This window comes from uncultured Marinobacter sp. (assembly GCF_947488835.1).
In the GTDB taxonomy this organism is placed as follows: Bacteria; Pseudomonadota; Gammaproteobacteria; order Pseudomonadales; family Oleiphilaceae; genus Marinobacter.
On the sequence record NZ_CANLBK010000001.1, the window covers coordinates 388,939 to 408,047 of the forward strand.

Annotated in this window: 18 protein-coding genes; 9 read left to right on the top strand and 9 right to left on the bottom strand. The window is 52.2% G+C overall.

The features are described 5' to 3' along the window. The first annotated feature begins 5 nt into the window (after nucleotides 1-5). From gspK to gorA, 5 genes are read left to right on the top strand one after another with little or no spacing between them, the layout of a single operon-like run. Nucleotides 6-1,016, top strand: a complete 1,011-nt coding sequence (gene gspK / locus Q0824_RS01820) for a type II secretion system minor pseudopilin GspK (RefSeq protein ID WP_298447061.1) — start codon at nucleotides 6-8, stop codon at nucleotides 1,014-1,016. Nucleotides 1,017-1,018: 2 nt separating this feature from the next. Continuing rightward, a complete protein-coding gene (gene gspL / locus Q0824_RS01825) occupies nucleotides 1,019-2,323 on the top strand; it encodes a type II secretion system protein GspL (RefSeq protein WP_298447062.1) in 1,305 nt (434 codons plus the stop codon). Between the two features lie 4 nt (nucleotides 2,324-2,327). Beyond that, on the top strand, nucleotides 2,328-2,858 hold the full coding sequence (locus tag Q0824_RS01830) for a type II secretion system protein M (RefSeq protein WP_298447063.1): 531 nt from the start codon (nucleotides 2,328-2,330) through the stop codon (nucleotides 2,856-2,858). A 55-nt stretch (nucleotides 2,859-2,913) separates the two neighbouring features. After that, on the top strand, nucleotides 2,914-3,576 hold the full coding sequence (locus tag Q0824_RS01835; RefSeq protein WP_298447064.1) for a GNAT family N-acetyltransferase: 663 nt from the start codon (nucleotides 2,914-2,916) through the stop codon (nucleotides 3,574-3,576). Between the two features lie 26 nt (nucleotides 3,577-3,602). After that, nucleotides 3,603-4,964 (top strand): glutathione-disulfide reductase, encoded by a 1,362-nt coding sequence (gene gorA / locus Q0824_RS01840; protein ID WP_298447065.1) that lies wholly within the window; start codon nucleotides 3,603-3,605, stop codon nucleotides 4,962-4,964. A 54-nt stretch (nucleotides 4,965-5,018) separates the two neighbouring features. On the opposite strand, the gene Q0824_RS01845 is transcribed toward gorA, so the two are convergent. The 3 genes from Q0824_RS01845 to Q0824_RS01855 all read right to left on the bottom strand — a co-directional run bounded on the left by Q0824_RS01845 (nucleotide 5,019) and on the right by Q0824_RS01855 (nucleotide 10,169). Beyond that, on the bottom strand, nucleotides 5,019-6,962 hold the full coding sequence (locus Q0824_RS01845) for an ATP-binding protein (protein ID WP_298447066.1): 1,944 nt from the start codon (nucleotides 6,960-6,962) through the stop codon (nucleotides 5,019-5,021). Next, nucleotides 6,955-7,905 (bottom strand): ABC transporter substrate-binding protein, encoded by a 951-nt coding sequence (locus Q0824_RS01850; RefSeq protein WP_298447067.1) that lies wholly within the window; start codon nucleotides 7,903-7,905, stop codon nucleotides 6,955-6,957. The genes Q0824_RS01845 and Q0824_RS01850 overlap by 8 nt, the downstream gene beginning before the upstream one ends. A gap of 71 nt (nucleotides 7,906-7,976) precedes the next feature. After that, nucleotides 7,977-10,169, bottom strand: coding sequence for a TonB-dependent receptor (locus Q0824_RS01855; protein ID WP_298447068.1), 2,193 nt, complete (start codon nucleotides 10,167-10,169; stop codon nucleotides 7,977-7,979). 124 nt (nucleotides 10,170-10,293) lie between these two features. On the opposite strand from Q0824_RS01855, the gene Q0824_RS01860 reads away from it, so the two are divergent. Further along, nucleotides 10,294-10,758 (top strand): hypothetical protein, encoded by a 465-nt coding sequence (locus Q0824_RS01860; RefSeq protein ID WP_298447069.1) that lies wholly within the window; start codon nucleotides 10,294-10,296, stop codon nucleotides 10,756-10,758. A 10-nt stretch (nucleotides 10,759-10,768) separates the two neighbouring features. Here Q0824_RS01860 and Q0824_RS01865 read toward each other — a convergent pair whose 3' ends face one another. The 5 genes from Q0824_RS01865 to Q0824_RS01885 form a co-directional block, all read right to left on the bottom strand. Further along, nucleotides 10,769-11,773, bottom strand: a complete 1,005-nt coding sequence (locus Q0824_RS01865) for a bile acid:sodium symporter family protein (protein ID WP_298447070.1) — start codon at nucleotides 11,771-11,773, stop codon at nucleotides 10,769-10,771. A gap of 2 nt (nucleotides 11,774-11,775) precedes the next feature. Further along, nucleotides 11,776-12,453, bottom strand: coding sequence for a FadR/GntR family transcriptional regulator (locus tag Q0824_RS01870; protein WP_298447071.1), 678 nt, complete (start codon nucleotides 12,451-12,453; stop codon nucleotides 11,776-11,778). 197 nt (nucleotides 12,454-12,650) lie between these two features. Further along, entirely contained in the window at nucleotides 12,651-12,923 is a 273-nt protein-coding gene (locus Q0824_RS01875; protein ID WP_298447072.1) for a YebG family protein, read from the bottom strand. Nucleotides 12,924-13,021: 98 nt separating this feature from the next. Next, a complete protein-coding gene (locus tag Q0824_RS01880) occupies nucleotides 13,022-14,185 on the bottom strand; it encodes a mechanosensitive ion channel family protein (RefSeq protein WP_298447073.1) in 1,164 nt (387 codons plus the stop codon). Between the two features lie 60 nt (nucleotides 14,186-14,245). Beyond that, a complete protein-coding gene (locus Q0824_RS01885) occupies nucleotides 14,246-15,214 on the bottom strand; it encodes a beta-ketoacyl-ACP synthase III (protein WP_298447074.1) in 969 nt (322 codons plus the stop codon). A gap of 255 nt (nucleotides 15,215-15,469) precedes the next feature. Between Q0824_RS01885 and Q0824_RS01890 the strand changes: the two genes are divergently transcribed. Further along, on the top strand, nucleotides 15,470-16,540 hold the full coding sequence (locus Q0824_RS01890; protein WP_298447075.1) for a nitronate monooxygenase: 1,071 nt from the start codon (nucleotides 15,470-15,472) through the stop codon (nucleotides 16,538-16,540). 24 nt (nucleotides 16,541-16,564) lie between these two features. Here the strand turns inward: Q0824_RS01890 and Q0824_RS01895 are convergent, their stop codons facing one another. Then, nucleotides 16,565-17,770: an alpha/beta fold hydrolase gene (locus Q0824_RS01895; RefSeq protein ID WP_298447076.1), complete on the bottom strand. Its 1,206-nt coding sequence runs from the start codon at nucleotides 17,768-17,770 to the stop codon at nucleotides 16,565-16,567. A 235-nt stretch (nucleotides 17,771-18,005) separates the two neighbouring features. On the opposite strand from Q0824_RS01895, the gene Q0824_RS01900 reads away from it, so the two are divergent. Then, nucleotides 18,006-18,410: an antitoxin Xre-like helix-turn-helix domain-containing protein gene (locus tag Q0824_RS01900; RefSeq protein WP_298447077.1), complete on the top strand. Its 405-nt coding sequence runs from the start codon at nucleotides 18,006-18,008 to the stop codon at nucleotides 18,408-18,410. Further along, the gene (locus tag Q0824_RS01905; protein ID WP_298447078.1) at nucleotides 18,410-19,108 is read left to right on the top strand and encodes an RES family NAD+ phosphorylase; all 699 of its coding nucleotides are present in this window, start codon (nucleotides 18,410-18,412) and stop codon (nucleotides 19,106-19,108) included. Before Q0824_RS01900 ends, Q0824_RS01905 begins: the two co-directional genes overlap by 1 nt. Nucleotide 19,109: the final 1 nt, after the last annotated feature.

The following is a 19,109-nucleotide window of genomic DNA, read 5'->3' on the forward strand; positions in this document are numbered from 1 at the left end:
ATGTCATGACTGCCCACTCCTATGATCCTGGCCCGAATAAACAGCAGGGTGTTGCGCTGATTATGGTTTTGCTCGCCATGGCCCTGGTGGTCATGCTCGCTTCCGGTATGAGCCAACAACAAAATGTACGGGTATTCAAAGCGGGTCATTATTTAGCTCAGCAACAAGGCCAGAGTATTGCTTTGGGCACAGAAGCCTTTGCCGGCCAGATTCTGGTAAGGGATTTTGAGCAGGATAAAGAAGACAATCTGATGGTCGACAGCCTGGATGAGTTCTGGGCTAAAAATGCCGCTATTCTTCCTTTGGACAACAACGGTGTTGCAGAAGTTCAGATAGACGATCTGGGCGGGCGGATCAACCTCAATGATCTGGTCATTGGCAAAGGGCAGGTGGATCCGATAACAAAAGATCGCCTTACCCGTTTGTTGGTTGCTCTCGGCATTACAGGAATGTCGGTTGATGCCTTGGTTGATTGGGTAGACTCAGACGATCAGACAATCAGCGCCTACGGCGCAGAAGACGGCCAGTACCTTATGGCAGAACCTGGTTATAGGGCCGCAAATCAGCCTTTTGTAAGCGTGTCTGAACTCCGGCTGATAGAGGGTATGACTGAAGAAATCTATGTCGCATTGCGCCCTCACGTTACCGCCTTGCCGGTAAACGGGTTGGGTATCAATGTGAACACAGCAACGGCTGAAGTATTGATGTCGCTGTATGATGAATTGTCGTCGGCGCAAGCTGCGTCTATTGTTGAAAAGCGAGAAGAAAAGCGGTTCGAAAATCTTCAGGATTTTCTGGCACTTCCTGAGCTCGCCGCATCTGGCCTGAAGCCCGTAGGCCTGGGGTTGCAAACCCGCTTTTTTGAAGTTGTTTCACGGATTACCTACGATAATCGTGTTGTAAATATGGTAAGTACCGTTTTCCGTGATCAGGAAGGTGACGTTCGGACGGTTCACAGGGATACCGGACAAAAAAATCGAATTACCAAAGAACCCTTTACCATCTCGGAAGGATAACCATGTCTTACCGCCTTTACGTGCGACCACTGACGCCCTTTGAAGATTCCAGCCAAAACCCGGAGGAGCGGCTCTTCAACTGGGTGCTTTACGATGCCGGTGGCGATGCCCAGGCACAAGGTAGCGGCGATGTTCGTAATACCATCGAACAAACACTGAGTCAGAACGGACTTGATGATGTCTTGCTTATCGGCCTTATTCCAGGTGATGAAGCCCTGTTCTGCGTGGCTGACATTCCTGCCAAGCAAAGCCGGTTCATCAACCAGGCGTTGCCTTATGCGGTTGAAGAACAGATAGCCCAGGATATTGACAGTGTCCATCTGGCTCTTGGCTTGCACACGCACGAAGGGTACAGGGTTGCAGCGATTGATCGGGACAGAATGGCCCAATGGCTGGAACTGTACCGCGGCTGGCTGCATACCAGGCTTGACGCCATCTACCCGGATGCCGCATTACTCCCGGTTACTGAAGAAGGATGGTCTATTTGCCTTGATCGTGAGTCTGCGATGATGGCCAGCTTTCGTGGCGAGTGGTTGAGCATGCAGTCCGCTAACCTTGGGATGTTTGCACACACCCTGGCGCTGCCGCCCTCCGAAGATGTGGTTGCTGAAGTCCCAGTGGTCATCTACGGCACGGAAACCGAGTTTGACGAACAGCAGGCTGTGCTTGGCGAGCTAATGGCCCCTGGACGATTGACTGTGCGCCGGGAATCACTGGAACTGATGCCACTGGAGTTGTTGGCCCACGCTCACCACCACCACTTGTGCCGCCCCATTAATCTATGCCAACGGGACTTCTCAGTAAAAGGTAGTAAGGCAAGCCCGTTGAAGCCCTGGAAGCCGCTCATCGCGGTCGCGTCGGTATGGTTTGTTGTGCAGTTGGCTTTGGAAGCCGGAATGGGCTTCTATTACCAGAAACAGGCGGAGGATATGCGACAGCAGGCTATGTCGGTCTATCGGAGTGCATTTCCTCAGGATCGAAGAACCCATGCAGGTAATGTTAAGCGGGTCATTGAAGGGCAGCTTCGTATGGCGGGTTCAGATGGCCCTGATGCAGATTTTGTAACCCTGATGAAATACACGGGACAGCAATATTCGAATGTTGCAGGCACCGGCACAGTAACGTTTAATTCCATTAATTACAGCCAGTCTCGCGGGGAATTGGTGGTGGATGTTCGGGCAGATAGCTACGACCGTCTCAGCGCTCTGCGAAACGGCCTTGCTGGTCAGGGACTTGATGCCAAAATTGGCTCAGTGGTTAACGAATCCAGCGGTGCCCGTGGCCGCCTGACGGTATCTGGAGGTTAAGGCTATGTTGACGAAGCTGAAAGAACAGCCTGCGGTCGGGAAGTTAATTGCGCAATATGACCAGCTTCCCAAGCGCGATCAGCAGGCGCTTGTGGTTCTGGCGATAGCCGTGTTTTTCGGTATTCTCTATTTTGCAGTTTGGAGCCCGATCACGAGTTTTCATGATAAGGCGGAAGCCAGTAAAGAAAATGCGTCAGAGTTGGTAGCCTGGATACAGGCAAATGAGCCAGTCATCCGTCGCATGGGCAGCAGTGGCAGTGGGCCAGCAGCTACATCTGCAGATCGCCCAGCCGATGGGCGGGCTCTGATGGGTTTGGTTACCCGTTCCGCAAGGGACTCCGGCCTCACGTTGCAGCGCTTCGAACCTAGCGGTGACAGCGCCATCCGGGTTTGGCTGGAATCCGCTCGTTATTCAGACGTTGCAGCATGGCTTGAGATGCTGAATGGTAAGCATGGAATTGTGATTGACCAGGCTGCGTTGGATCGTGGTAACGAACCAGGCAGGGTGTCTGTTCGCCTGACATTGGCAATCTGATTCTGACCAACAGGGTTCCGGGGCGGTCTCGCCGGACAGAGACAGGAGCGAAAACATGAGTAACGATAATAAAAACGAGTCGGATCCGGTTATTGTTCGGTTGGATGTGAGTGCTTTGAATGAAGCCAGATCGATTCTGTATGATGCCTACCGGGACGAGCCTACATTTCAGTACCTGTTTAACCATCGCAAACCGGGTTATAAACAACGGGTTCGCGCAACTGTTCGAGAGCTGGTTGATTTGTATTTTGATCTCAATCAGGAATCCGTAGGCGTGATGGTTGATGATACGCTGGTGGCCGTGGCGTTTATTGGCGACCCGGACTTGCGGTTGAACCTTGCGAATCAGTTTAGCTGGAGAATTCGTATGGTATTGACAGCAGGTTTTGCCTCCACTCGTCGATACCTGCACTATCACGAAAGGATACGCGCGATTTTGCCACAGCCACTGGCGCATCAGTTGCCATTAATGGGTGTAAATCCCAAGTACCAGAATCGTGGTTACGGGCGGCTTTTGCTACAAGCTGTACAACGGCTTTGCGCAGAGAACCCTCGTGTGACAGGCCTGGTCCTCGACACAGGAAATAGCCGTTACCTGCCATTTTATGAATCTGAAGGCTTTCGCAGCCTTGGGAAAATTCGTGTTGGTGGTTTTGAGGATCACATACTGTTCCGCGAGATTCACCCGGAAGCCAAGGCGGCCGCGAACCAAAATTAACGCTGTAACAAGCAACAGGAGACACCGTGTCTGACAGCTTGGATTATGATCTGATTGTGATTGGTGCCGGTTCCGGCGGTGTGCGTCTTGCGCGTATGTCTGCCGGGCGTGGCGCGCGGGTAGCCGTAGTTGAATCCCGCTATCTTGGGGGCACCTGCGTTAACGTTGGTTGTGTACCTAAAAAGCTGTTTGTTTACGGGGCTCACGTTCACGACGAGCTGGAAGATGCAGCAGGTTATGGCTGGGACATATCCTTGGACGGTGTCAGTTTTGACTGGCCCACACTGGTTGCCAACAAGAATACTGAAATAGAAAGGCTTAACGGTATTTATGGCCGTCTGCTTGAGAACGCTGGCGTTACCATTATTGAAGGCACGGCATCCCTCAAGGATCCGAATACCATTGTGGTAGGTGATAAGGAATATACAACCAGGCACATAACAGTTGCGACGGGCAGCTGGCCAATTGTGCCCGATATTCCTGGCAAGGAAAGTATTCTTACATCGAATGAAATGTTCTATTTACCGCAATTACCCAAACAGGCTGTTGTTTGGGGCGGCGGTTACATTGCCGTTGAATTCGCCGGTATTCTTGCAGGTCTTGGTGTGGAGACAACGCTGCTGTATCGGGGCGATTTGTTCCTTCGCGGCTTCGACAGCGATGTGCGTAAATTTACTGAGCAGGAGATGCGCAAAAAGGGCATTCGGCTCGAGTTCGGCGTAACCATTGAGTCCGTCGAACCCGAAAACTCCCATTACCGGGTTAAACTCAGTAATGGCGAGATCATGGAGACAGGGCTTGTGATGGCCGCAACGGGCAGAAGGGCGCTGGTTGATGGTTTGGGCTTGACCGAGCTCGGCATCGAACTCAATGCCTCAGGGCATGTGGTGGTAGACGATTATTTCCAAACCTCAGTGCCATCAATAACCGCCCTGGGGGATGTGATCGGTACGCCACAGTTGACGCCGGTAGCGCTTGCACAGGCTATGGTACTGTCGCGAAGGATGTTCGGGGACGGCGAAGGTGAAATGGACTACACCGCGATTCCTACAGCGGTTTTCTGTCAGCCAAATATCGGCACGGTGGGCTTAACAGAGGAAGAGGCGCGCGAAGCAGGGCATACCCTGCGAATCTACCGCTCTGAATTCAGACCGATGAAATACACACTCAGTGGTCGCGATGAACGCTGCCTGATGAAGCTCGTAGTTGATGACGCCACAGATCGGGTTCTGGGTGCCCACATGGTGGGGGCAGATGCTGGTGAAATTACTCAGGGGCTTGCCGTAGCCATCAAAGCCGGCGCAACCAAAGCGCAGTTTGATGCAACGATTGGCATACACCCAACCTCAGCAGAAGAATTCGTCACCATGCGGGAGCCTGTAGCCTGATAAACACTCTGAGCCCAGGGAAGGGCTCAAATACCGACCATCTTTTCGCTCTACTCACGTGAGTGTTACCCAACGCTCCAGGATTTCCCGAAGAATTTCCTTTCGCACAGGTTTGGACAGGTAGTCGTCCATGCCGCTTTCATGGCAGTTTTGCTCCGTACTAGGCAATACATCTGCGGTCAGCGCAATCACGGGGGTTCTGCCCACGCCGTTGGCAGTTTCCCACTCCCGGATATAACGTGTTGTTTCGTAGCCATCCATAACTGGCATCTGGCAATCCATGAGGATGACATCAAAGCCTTGGTGACTGGCACGGACTTTTTCCAATGCTTCCCGCCCATTGGTGACAGCTTCCGTATGAAAACCAAGGCGGTTTAGCAGTGCTACCGCAACCCGCTGATTTACCGCGTTATCCTCAACGACCAATGCACGTTTGGATAGAGGCACCTCAACAAGGAGAGAGGATTCAGGTTCATCTGGCAAGACTGCTGTGGAGGCGAGCTCCAGGGGTAACTCAAAGCGGAACGAAGAACCTTCTCCATGCAGTGACTCCACCTGAATATGGCCTCCCAGAAGCTCCACCAGCCTTTGAACCAGAGACAGCCCAATACCGGCACCGCCGAAGCTTCGGGCATCTCCACCCTCGATTTGTTGGAAGGTGCTGAATATATCGGTCACCCGGTGGTGGGGAATGCCGCTGCCAGAATCGCTGACGGAGCAGTTAATAATGATGCAGCCGTCCTCAACCCCGAAGCAACCAAACTGTACGTTAACAAATCCGTCATTAGTGAATTTGATTGCATTATCAAGCAGGCACGCGAGAATCTGGCGGATCCGGGGCGCATCTCCTTTTACCAGAGGCGTTGTGGGCCAATCACCGTAAAAGTTAAGGGTTAGAGCTAGCCCCTGTTCTTCTGCCATATGGCGATACGACGCAACGCAGTTCGTAATAAGCGTGTGCAGATTAAAAGGCTGATGGTCCAGCATAATACTACCGCTATCCATGTGGGAGTAATCAAGAATATCGCTGATAACCGTTAAGAGGTCGTCCGTTGACTGGCGGGCTGTCTTTAAATAATCGCGCTGTCTCGGGCTCAAAGACTCTTCCTGAACCAGGTCAATCATACCGAGCACTCCATTTAGCGGAGTGCGAAGTTCGTGGCTCATGGTTGCCAAAAACTCTGATTTGGCGTTGCTTGCTGTCTCGGCCTTTTCCCGGGCATGCTCGGAAATAGCCAGTGTCTGATCTCTCGAAGCTTTAAGCGACTCAAGGTGCTCAGCCAGTTGGTTCAATTGCTGCTCAATTGCAACCAATTCCCGGGAGTTCTTACGCCTGTTTACTTTGCTAACCCGATAATCGCTCTCAATAAGACGATTGATGCGCCCGGAAAGATCGTTAATGGGGGAGAGAATCGTATTCAACGTATGCTTGATAATCAAAATGGTGAATAGCAGCAATGATAGCCCTACGGTTAAAGACGACCAGAGAATATCGTTTCTGCGTTCGGTGAGGGCCTTGTCACTCACACCGACCATAACGGTACCGACCCTCAGCGCTCCGGAACTGATACCAAACTCAGGCTCGAACCACAGGCTTTGGCGATCTGTTTCAAACTCCAGGGGCTTCTGCAGAATCTCTGCCTGAAAAATCGTAAATTCACCCCCCGCTTCTGTGGCGGGGCTATCGCTAGCGTAGGCCGCACCAATCTCTTCGCCGGTAACGTCCTCTACACGAATCCAGTCCGCTCTGCTGTGCCGAATGGACTGGGAAAGTATTTCCTGCAGCGCCAGAGTGTTACCGGATACAACGGCGTACTCCAAAGAAGGGGCCAAGGTATCAGCCAGTAGCTGGTTGCTGTCGGCGAGGTCGCGCATGGCATCATCCAGGCGCGCAGAGGTAAAGAACCCCATGAGCGTAATGAACATCACGACTGACGGGAGCGCACCGAGCAGTAATAGCTTGCGAGCCAAAGGCGTGTTGGTGGACTGCTCATTCATCGACTTGTCCTCCATGTTCTTTTAAGCGCAGCTCGACGTTTCGGATGATCTGCTCCGGAGTCGCCAATGGAATGTTTAATGAACGAGCAACCTGTTCGTTGATTTCAACTCGAAACTGGGGCGGATAACCCGGGCGCGGAAACTCGCCGCTTTCAAAGAACGACTTCAGGTAGTCCTCTGCCATCTCAACCATGGCGGGAAAGGGGGCGTAGCCCGAAGCAAGAGAGCCTGCTTTTACATAAGCCTGGCTTGGGCCTATGACAATTCTGTTTCTGCGATAAGCCGTGAGAAGAACGTGTTTAATAGTTCTGGGGTTGTAAATGGTGTTATCTGGTGCAGCCAGCAAAAAGTCGCCGTAGCTCAGTGCTCTGTTGAGTGTCGGGATGAGCTGTTTGTCACCGTCCACTACGAAAAGCCGGGCTTCGAGCTGGTAGGCTTGAAGTTGGTCAATAAGCTCATCGTAGACTTCTGCAGTGCCTGAGGTGGCCATCAAGGCGATTCGTGTTGCTTGCGGAAGGATGGCCTTTCCAATCAGAGCTTGCCTGAGCAGCGTGGCGCCGTGGTAGATACCCGAAATATGCCCTGATGAACGGCGAGCGAAACCCTCAAGGAAATCCGGCTCTACCAATAGCGCCAGTACGGGCGCTTCGCGATTAATCTGCCTTATCCGTGAAAACGCACCCGGGCCCAGCGTAACGATGGGGCCGTCATTCGCCTGGGCTGCTTGTTCGTCGGAGATAAGAACGAGATTATTCTGTCCCTCGAGTGCGCGCTCAAGGAGACTTTGGATATGGTGATCAAGAGCGAGATTTCCGGAACCGGCCAGATACACAGGTGGATAGCTAGTGTCCTGTGCCGGGGCGGCGGGGGATACAGTCAGATAAGCGAGCGCCATCAAAGTTCGAAGCAATGCGGCTGCAGTCAGGGATTTTACTGCCTGCATCGCTTCTCGCCTTATCAAGAGTCCCTTGTTTTTCATACCATCCCAGGCCTGAAACAATCCCTGATTTACGATCAGAAACGGATGCCCGCTTCTACGAAGAGTTGATTTTGATCTGCAATAATATTTGCCCGGCTCATATCCGGCTCATCGTTTATGTAGTGCTGCATAGTGAGCGCAAGTTCAGCTGAATAGCGTGGCTGAAAGATTCGTTTTGCAAGACGGAAGTCGATGCGCTCAAACCGCGAGTTTCGAAATTTGTCTGCCCAGTAGTATGCCGTAGAACCCCTGATCCCGAATGGCAGGTCCTGGATGAGGGCCAGGCTGCCTGAATGTCGTGTCGACATGCGACCAAGCAAGTCAACCGTGTACTCTTCCCGGCCGGGGTCAGGGTTACCATTTTCATCAAGTATGGGGGACCCAGTGTACCGACCATGCTGTTCCAGATAGCCATAGCTTGCTCTGAACGTGGTTCCCGGGAACTCAACGGAAGCCTCAATCTCAAGGCCCTCCTGGTCGAGCGCAACGTTGTTATCTATGGTCCAGTCCTTGAACTGAATAACGCCGCTGATCATGTCCCGAAGCTCATCCTTGAATAATCGAACCTCCAGAGACAGTTGACCTGTATTCATAGGAAACAGACCGAAGTAACTGATTTCTCTCGAAGTAATGGTTTCTTCTTTGAGCGTTTCCCCAAGAGTCACATAAGATAAGTGCCTCCAAACCGCAGGGCTCTCAATCCGATACCCTTCATAGCCGGCATACTGTGCAGGCTCAACGTTATTCAGTGTATATCCATAATCCGGATTTTGCTCAAATCCATCAGGGGTGCGGACGGCTTTCGAGTACACAAACCTGAGCGCATGGTTGTTTGCCAGAGTGAAGTTCGCCGCAACACGGGGTGAAAAATAGTCCTCATGGGTTGTTGTTGTGCGCTCCCAGTTACCGCCACCGTTCAAAGTGAGCCAGGTAACAGGCGTGTACTCAAGGTTCCCGAACACACGGGATTGGTGATTGTTGCCTCTACCGTTGAAATAGGTTTCTGAGCGATAGGTGTCTTCACGGAAGCCAACGCCTGTGACCAGCTTCAGGTCGTCGTTGAACAAAATCGTATCCTGAAGCTCTAACTCAAGCCTGGAGTCTTCCGAATCTGCGTTAACATCTGCCGTCAGCGGAGTTCCTCCACCGGCAAAACACACGCTTTTGTTCAAATGAAGCAGTGTTCCATTTGCCAGGCAATTCGCTGCTGCTTCTGGTAGCTCAATAGGCCATCGTTGCCTGCGATCAAAGTTCTCAAAACTCACTTGAATGTGGAAGAAATGTTGTTCTGATGGGGTGAAGTTTAGCTGGGTTTGCAGGTAATAATCCCTGAGGTCGATGTCTGGGTGACCAACGGCTTCCAGCTCTCCGCTTCTATCTTTGTCTTGTTGGTTTATACCGTCCACGACACCCAACCGAATATCGGCGTTGAACCCGGAATTAACCTTCAGGCGGGAGGAATAGTCGAATGAGTTGATATTATGGCTGTCATGGAAGGACTCAGGGTCAGCCCCTCCGCTCTGGTAATCAAATCCACCAAATTTGCGCTTCTCAAAGGCTAATCGCCAGTCGTAACTGTCATTGGCATCACCAACGGAGGCAAACGTTCGGATATAGTTTCTTGAACCACGAACAACCCGTATCTCTGCGCCAGAGGTGTCGGCGGGGTTTCGCGTAATAATGTTGATGGTGCCCAGAAAGGCATTGATGCCGTAGGCAGCCGAGTTTGGCCCTCGGCTTACTTCTATACGCTCGATGAGTTCCAATGGCACCGGCATGGTTTGCCAGTCCATATCTGACAAGGTTGCCCGGTGAGCAGTGCGGCCATCGACCAACACTTGCATCCGTCGCTGCTCATAATGCACGGTACCGTGATATGTAGTAACCGGTGAGTTGCTTCCGACTTCTGCCACAACCATGCCAGGAACCAGCCGAAACACCTCAACAAGGCTCATAATGCCAAGATCACGGATCATTTCGCCTTCAATGACGGTCGTGGTTCCTGGAACCCGTGTTTTGGGCTGCCTGAGCCGGGTAGTGGTTAGAACTTCTGGTAGCTCGTCATTGAACCCATAGAACCCGATAGGTTGAGCGTCGTCAGCGGGCGACTGTGCTGCCGCGGGCATTGAGCCAAATAAGATGGATGCCGCCAAAGCCGTTACTGCAATGTTTGTGCAGTGCAATGCTGGACGACGAAAAGCGATTGTATCGAAATTCGTAACGAACATAGGTGTCGTTCTATAATCTGCCGAGTGAATAGGTGTAAGGTTTGCTTTTATGTTTTTTGCTATCGTATTTGACTACACACTATTTGTCTCTCCTAAAAATGTTAAGAGTTGATAGGTTTTCAATATGCCTGATAAGAGTTTGAGCGAAGTTGATCGCGATCTTGACGCCTCGGAAGGGCAGGTTGTCCGTGAGGTTGTGATCCAGATCAAGGCGCTTTTGAATGATCCCGGCCGAAGCAGGGATGTGGGCATATGGAAGGCCATCCTTCGTGAGCCCCCTGCTGATCAGATGCTGTTGCGCCAGGAGCTTGGCAGGCAACTGGAGCCGCAGCTTCGGCCTATGGCTGAGAATGGCAGTTTTCCACCCCCGGTCGTTATCTTTCTGGCGGAGTGGTTTGAATGGCAAAGCCTTCAGGAAGTCGCGGCTCTGGAAGAGGAGCGCCGATATCCGGACCCTGATCCCGACACGTCGCGGGAGCCTTTAGATGACGATTCACCGCAAATGGTCAACTTTTGGCCGGCCGTCATAGGCTGGATTATCGGGCTTGTGATCCTCGCTACGATTTTCGGTGGCATGGGTGGCGGCTGATTGCCGCCTTTCATGCCTCCTGATCACCGGGGGCTGACTGCGACTCTGCGATTTTTTCCCGATATCTCTCAGCCAATATTGCGCCAAGAATAACTTGAACCTGGTTGTAGCACATAATCGGCAACACGATCATTCCAAAACCCGGGTGCCCGGAAAACAGCACTTTCGCCATGGGTAGCCCCGACGCAAGGCTCTTTTTCGAACCGCAGAAAACCACTGCAGCTTCATCCTCCAGACTGAATCCGAATCGCCGCACCAGGAAACGCGCAAAGAACATAAAAAGGGCGAGTAGCGCGATACACAGCAGTATGGTGAGAACTATGGCTTGGACCGGCAGGTTTTGCCAAAGACCGCTCTCCACGGAATGGGAGAAGGCGGAATACACGATCAACCAGATCACGCATTTATCGTACCGTGCCATCAAGTGTTCGTTCCGACCCAGAAATCCTCCCAATACAGGGCGCATTGCGTGGCCGACAGCAAAAGGCAGCAGTAGCTGTAATACGATATCTTTAAGAGCTTCACCCACTGCAAAATCCCCGCTGCCCGCAGAGCTCACCAACAAGAGTAGAAGAAAGGGCGTCAGCATCATTCCGAATACGTTCGATGCCGCAGCGCTGCAGATAGCCGCAGGTACGTTACCGCGGGCCAAAGCTGTGTACGCAATGGATGAAGAGACAGCAGACGGCAATACGCCCAGATACAGAAATCCAAGCCCCAAATCGGCAGGCATCCACGAGGGTGCGATGCTGCTCATGCCATTTATGGGGAGCACGACAAGCGGGAAGAAACCGAAAGTAAGCGCCGTAATAAGTATGTGCAGCCGCCAGTGAGAAGCTCCGGCAACGATTTGCTCCCGGGAAAGTGCTGCACCATGGAAAAAGAAGAGCAGGGCGACCGCGACGGTTCCCGCAGTTGCCAGTAGTTCCCCAATATTGCCTGTGGCCGGCAAAAATGAGGCAAGGGCAACGGCGCCCAGTAACATAATAGTAAAGGTGTCTGGCCGGAACTTCATGGTCAGGCGTCTCTCTTTCTTAAGGCTTGAAGGCTGGGGGAGAGGAGTGATCGAGCGAGCTTTTCCGCTTTTTCTGAGTCCTGACGACGAACGGCCGCAAGAAGCAGTTCATGATCTTCCTGGGTTGGCTCCGGCAGGTCGGCGTCAAGCTCAGTGCGCTCGATGGTCTGGGTTATGGCGTGGGAAAAGTAGTCGTAAAGCTCCGAGAGCGCCGAATTATGGGACGCGGCTACGAGAGCGTGGTGGAATGCTTCATCGTGACGAATACGCGCTTGCATGTCCGAATCAGCCTTACCCCTGGCATCGAGAGCCGTGGTCATGGCGCGAATATCCTGGTCGGTGCGCCGTTGCGCCGCCAGCTTTGCAGCTTCGGTTTCCAGCATAATCCTAACTTCAAGTTGATCTGTGAGCTGGGTACGGGCAATCCGCTTAAGGGTTTCCCCGGCATCCCGGGTGGCCCTCACATAGGTGCCGTTTCCCTGCCGGGTTTCAAGCATCCCTACGTGGGCAAGTACGCGCACCGCTTCGCGCACGGTGTTGCGACTAACACCAAGGGCCTCCGACAGTTCAGCTTCTACCGGAAGCCTGTCTCCAACCAACCATTGCTTGGTTTCTATCGCGTGCCTCAAGCTTTCTATGGCGGTTTCTACCAAGGAACCTTTTTGAATCTTCTTAAGCATTGTAGATCATCCGTTCAGCTGATCATCGAATCATCCTATGAATTATTTGGCAATGCAAATTCATTGGTAAAAAATCGAGCATCCAAACAGGCGATAAAGTACGTGAGTGCGAGTGGGAATGTATAAAGCCAGGCATTACCTGGCTACTTTGAAGAGACGATCGTCTGCTGGGGTGGCGCCATTGTCCCCAGGATGAGCTACTCGTGGGTTGCGTTCAGCAAATCCGGCTTTTTCAGAGCTTTCTGGAATAGATCTTTATCCTCAGCAATTGCCATGGCGCATTTTTCCGCCAGATCGTCGCCAAGTCCTTCTACCTTACGGGCCAGGTATACCTGAATCTCTTCAGCCAGTTCCAACACCTTATCTCTGGCATCGGCGTCCGCTTTCGATGTGAAAAGCATGGTCTCAGGATTTTTTAATGCCATATCCAGGCCGTCCCTATCGGAAAAATAGACTGCTTGTACCGCCATGGTCATTCCTCGCAGTGAATGTCTGATTTACTGTATAGGTATACAGTGTATCCGACTTGCCCTGGGAAATACACTCAATCGGGAGCTAAGCAGCTCGTTTATTCACGCTCTTCGGGGTGATCGGCACAGGCTTTTGGATAAAGTGGCTCAAACAATGGCTTCAAGCCTTTCGCTTCATCAACAAAAAGCTGGAGGTGTGGGAAGGGTATTTCGATGCCAGCTTCATCAAGGGTCTCTTTAATCTGCTCCAGCACTTCGGCCATGATGCCCGGCTGAACGTCCAGATTATCTGGTGTAATCCATATTTTTACTTCGAGGTCGACGGATGAATCACTTAGATTTTTAAGCACTACCCGTGGTTCCATGCCCGGCGATTGCAGTACTTCCGGGTGCCCCAAAAGTACCGGCATAATGATATCTCTTGCGGCTTTGGCAGACTCTTTGTAAGCAATACCAACAGGGATGTTCAGTCTTGTAGCACCTTCTGCGCTGTAATTCACAATCTCTGACGACGCCACGCTATCATTGGGAATCATGGTGAAAATGTTATCGCGAGTCCGCAGCCACGTGGTGCGCAGAGCAATCTTCACCACCTTGCCATCCTGACCATTAATCGTAACCCAGTCCCCAATTCGAAACGGCCGCTCAATCAGCAAGGTGATACCAGCGATGAAGTTTGAGAGTGTCGACTGAGCCGCAAACCCCACGGCGATGCCCACAATACCCAAGCCGGCCACAATCGAAAGCAGATCAAATCCGAATTGTGCAAGTATGGTAACCACCGCAAAGGTTGCCATTACAACAGATAACACATTGCCCGCTAACTGCTGGATGGATGCATCCAGCTGATTGCGACGCAAGGTTTCGGCGGTCAGGCGACGGACAACTAACCATGCTACGTAGAAACCCAGCGCTAACAAGCCTGCTCTGGCAACCGCCTTCAGAAACTCTATGCCAGCTCCAAATTGCGCCAGTATTATCAGGAGCGCGCCTAGCCCGGTAAGATAACGCAAACCACTTCTGCCATGCCTGAACATCGGGCTATCAACATTGCGCTTTCCGGCTACCAATCGGCAAAGCCCAATCACCACCAGGTAAGCACCCAAAAACAAAACCAAATACAGAATCGAAATCACAACTTGGCTGAGCACATAGGCGCCAACTTCACGCCAAGCGACCTCATGGCCGCCAAAAGCGTCGAGCGTATCTCCCAGGTTTTTCTTTAATTGCTCAACTACGGCTGTCGTGAATTCGACCATCATTGCTGTCCTTTACAAAAAAGAGAGCGGAGTGCTTTCGAATTATAGAAGCCTTTAAGAAGTTCAGTAGCGTAAAAGAGCGGATCCCCAGGTAAAACCTCCGCCAAAGGCTTCAAGCAAGACTACTTCGTTGCGTTGAATGCGCCCGTCTCTCACAGCGACATCAAGGGCGAGAGGAATTGAGGCTGCTGAAGTGTTGCCGTGTTTGTTCACGGTCACCACAACCTGATCCATTGGCATGCTCAGTTTCTTTGCTGTAGCCGAAATGATGCGTAAATTGGCCTGATGCGGGACCAGCCAATCAATGTCGGACTTTTGCATCTGGTTGGCCTCAAGGGTTTCATCAACGATCTTGCCCAAGGTGTTTACCGCAACCTTGAACACTTCGTTGCCTTTCATTTCTACAAACGCTTTACCCGCTTTAACCTGGTCGTAATTGCTCGCAATTCCGCAGGGCACGTGAAGCAGTTCTTCGTATTGGCCATCAGCATGAATATGGGTTGAAAGAATACCCGTTTCTTCGTGCGCCTCCAGTATCACGGCACCCGCCCCATCACCGAAGAGCACGCAGGTGCCTCGGTCGGACCAGTCAATGATCCGGGAGAAGACTTCAGCGCCAATAACCAACGCTTTTTTGCTGGACCCGGTTTTTATAAATTTGTCGGCAACCGAGAGGGCGTAAACGAAGCCGCTGCACACGGCCTGAATATCGAAAGCCGGGCATCCACGAATCCCCAACCGGGCTTGCAAAATGCAGGCTGAGCTTGGGAAAATCTTATCCGGAGTAGATGTAGCAAATACAATCAGGTCAATCTCGCTGGCATCTATGCCGGCTGCGTCAATAGCGTTCAGCGCAGCTTGTTCAGCAAGATCAACGGTAGTCTGGCCTTTCACGGCAATGTGTCGCTGCTCAATCCCGGTGCGCTCACGGATCCATTTGTCCGTGGTATCAACCGTCTTTTCGAGATCTTTATTCGTAACAATGTTCTCTGGCAGGTAAGAGCCAGTGCCGGCAATGCGTGCAAAGGTCATTCGCTAAGTCCCACGATATATTCGATTAGGGAGCTTTGTGTATTAAACGCTCCTTGGCTTTCGACCATGCTATACCCCTGAACCTTTGTCTGTTATTAGCTGTTTGTCAAAGACGCCCGTGAAAACACTGCATAAACAGGCCAACTTCGCCTTACACGGCTGCCGCAGGATGCACTAATCTGCGTTACACTTCTGTTCTTTAAAGGGCATGCTCCGAATGCCTGAACTGATTCTCTACACACTCAGGTTTCCTCTATGAATACTTCCAGCCGACTAACGACCCGTTTAGGTATTCGCTATCCAATCGTGCAAGCTCCAATGGCCGGAGTGTCGACACCGGAACTGGCTGCTGCGGTCACCAATGCAGGCGGCTTGGGTTCGCTCGGGATCGGTGCCAGCACAACGGCTGATGCCCGAAAGATGATTGAACGGGCTCAGGCCCTCACCAGTGGGCCTTTCAATGTGAACGTGTTCTGTCACAAGCCTGCACGTCGGGATGGCGTTGCAGAGGCCGCTTGGGTCGAATATTTGGCGCCGTTATTCGAGGAAGCAGGCATCGCGCCTCCAGATACGCTTAGCGAAATCTATACATCGTTTATTGAAGACGATGAAGCACTGGCCATGTTGCTTGAATTGAAGCCGGCGGTTGTGAGCTTTCACTTTGGAATTCCATCGCCAGACCGTATTGCCGCATTGAAAGATGCGGGCATCTTCACTATGGCAACGGCAACCTGCCTTGGGGAAGCCGCAACAATCGAGGCAGCGGGCATTGACGCCATAGTGGCGCAAGGTATCGAGGCCGGTGGCCACCGGGGTATGTTCAATCCGGAGGCCACGGATCAATGCCTGAGTACTTTTGTGCTGGTGCGGTTGCTAGCGCAGAAAACCACGCTACCCATTATTGCAGCCGGTGGAATTATGGACGGTTTCGGGGTGAAAGCTGCAATTCAATCTGGTGCGGCCGCGGTTCAACTAGGAACAGCGTTTGTCCTGTGCCCAGAGTCGTCTGCGAACGAGGCATACCGAGAAGCACTCAAGAGTGAGAGGGCGGCAGAAACACGTTTAACGAAGGTACTTTCCGGCCGCCCGGCAAGAGGCATTGTTAACCGTCTGATCTCCTTCGGTGAAGCCAATCAAAGCCCGAACACTGCGGGTTACCCGATGGCTTACGATGCAGCAAAACGCCTGAATGCGGCGGCCTCGAAACTCGGTAATCATGAGTTTGGCGCGCAGTGGGCAGGTCAGGGCGCACCCATGGCGCGGGAATTGACTGCAGCGGACTTGATGGCACTGATTCTGAGTGAATTGCTAATGGAAGAGGTCTGAGGCAAAGACTGTGACTAAGGCCTGCTAAGCGAGCCATTCCAGTATCTGATCGTGCACCACCTTGTTGTCGAGCAAATCAAGGTGGTTGAGCTTTTCAAATACTCGACAATCTTCCGGGCGGATTGCCAGCCTTCGCGAGTCCTCAGGGTGATGCCCTTTGGCACTATCCAGTCGCACCAAAAGATCACCCATCATGGTGCTAGGAATATCCGACACATGCTTACCTACGGCCGCGGCTATAAAGTAGTGGCGGGTCCCTTCTCGCAGGGGGACCGGTTTGCGATCATCCGGGTGGAAGTCGTCTTGATCAGTGCCATTCCAGTCATCGTCCAGCAAGTTACCGTGGCGTAGGTCCTTGATTCCGGCACTGGTGTGACGGCCAAGCGCCAAGGGGCTGACATAGCGAAACTGCTTCATGACAAAGGTCAGCATATGCCCGGCTTTGGCGACGGGTGAGCCGTGGTGTGGTGAGCCAAGGTAAAGGGCATTTCGCAACAGCTCCGTCCAAGGCAAGTTCAGTTCGTCGCCGTACCAGCACGCACTGCGTATTACGAGCCCGCCCATGCTATGGCCAACAAGCGTTAGCTCTTCAATCTCAACCGGCCATGCTTCAACCAACGCCTGAAGTTGTTCGCTTAACTCCTTGCCATTGATGGAAATGTGCCGGCCCGTATTGTAATTCAGATACAGTGGCGTGAAGCCGCGGACGCGCTGCAGTTCGGTGCCAAGGTTACCTTCGTTGTGCCCTCTCCAGTACTCATGTGAGAGGCACAAACCGTGAACCAAAACCACGATACGTGGGCTGGCATCCGGAACCAATGCGCTGAGATTGTGCGAGCCGGGCTGTACCTTCTGGCCGAGACTGTTTCGAAAATTCATCTTGATCGCAAGGGGGTTATTACTGGCTTCCAGGTGATCGCCGCACACGCCATTCAATGCAGCCGCAACTCTCACACTTTGTAAAGAATGTGAGTGCCCCTCACTCCCTGAGAATTTGGAGAGGGAGTAGTGCAGACCCTGCTTCGCCGCATAGGTGATTGATTGAATAGCCCGGTAAGTGATGAGCCTTCGTTGTTCGACCTTAGGCAAGCCTGCAGCATCGAGCAGCCGGTATAGTGGGTTGGCATCTCGCGCGATAGTGCGGTGCATCTTTTCCGTAATATCGGTAACGCCACTGGTAGCATCCAGGAGCAGTTGTGCTGAGCCGTGTAATGTTTTGACTGACACCATTTAGCTGGGCTCCCAAGCTGCGTTCAGACTATGCGGATCAAGCGAAGCTTTTACTATCCAAGAAACGATGATCGGCGCATATGGCTTGATTGCAGGCAGAAACGGTCATCTCGGTATTATTCCCCCTGCTCAGGCCTCTCTGTCAAGGAACACCAGGCAAAGTTAGGGTGACATAATTGGTCTGATTGAGCTATATTGTTTATATGTGAACAACGTAAGTTTCGGGAGGCAAGCCATGACAGCTGTAGTTGAACGTAGAAGCACTGAAAGTGATCGCGAAGCTGAAAAAGGGCGTGTAGCACTAAAAGGCTTTTTCCGTATAACGGAAGAGTGGGGTTGTAATGCTGAAGAGCGGAGCAAGCTGCTTGGCGGACCCTCCAGAACAACGCTCTACAACTATGCCAAGCTGAATCCAACCAAGCTCTCTAACGACACAATGGAGCGCATCAGCTATATCCTGGGCATCTATAAAGCCTTGCAAGTTCTGTATCCCACCCATGAGCGAGCAAACCGCAGAATTCGCTTGAGAACGACGGAAATACCCTTCTGTGGCAAGTCTGCCATGGAGTTCATGATCCAAGGCTCTATGATGAACCTGATGATGACCCGCCAGTATTTCGATGCCAAGCGGGGCTGGTGATGTTCTCGACCCCTCCGCTGCACCTTCCAGAATGGGAAACCTACAGGATCATCCCCAGCCATTACCCACCTATAGACTTGTTCGAGCGAATTTACGAACCAGACGAGTTTGAACTGGCATTCGAAATTGAAAGCATGACCAACCCTCGATTGCGGGATGAAGTAGGGGATATCCATCTGGTGCAGCCCTGCGACAGAATTAGCGGTCCCGGAAGCTCGCCTGTGATGGCATCCTTCACGCATATTGGTTTTGGAAGTCGCTTTGCGGATCGTTATTTCGGGGTTTACTACGCCGCCAACTCACTGGAAGGCGCTATTCGTGAAACTGTGTTTCATAAAGAGCGTGAGCTGGCAGCTGCCAACGAGGATTCAATAGCTCTTACCATGAGAGCCTACATTGGTGCCGTAGTTATGAACATGCACGACATCCGCGGGCTAGGGTTCAAGGACCTGCATAACCCGGATGCCGATGATTACGGTTTAAGCCAGACATTTGCGGCTCGATGGCGGAAAAAAGGATCAAATGGGCTGTTGTACAACAGTGTACGGCACCCGGGTGGTGAGTGTATTGCAGCGTTCAAGCCAAAAGCCGTTTCGATTCCAGTGCAGGGACCCCACTTGAAATACTTCTGGGATGGCGATAAGCAATGCATTACCCACTGGGCTGAGATCGGGGAGGCGCATTCCCTGAAGACATAAC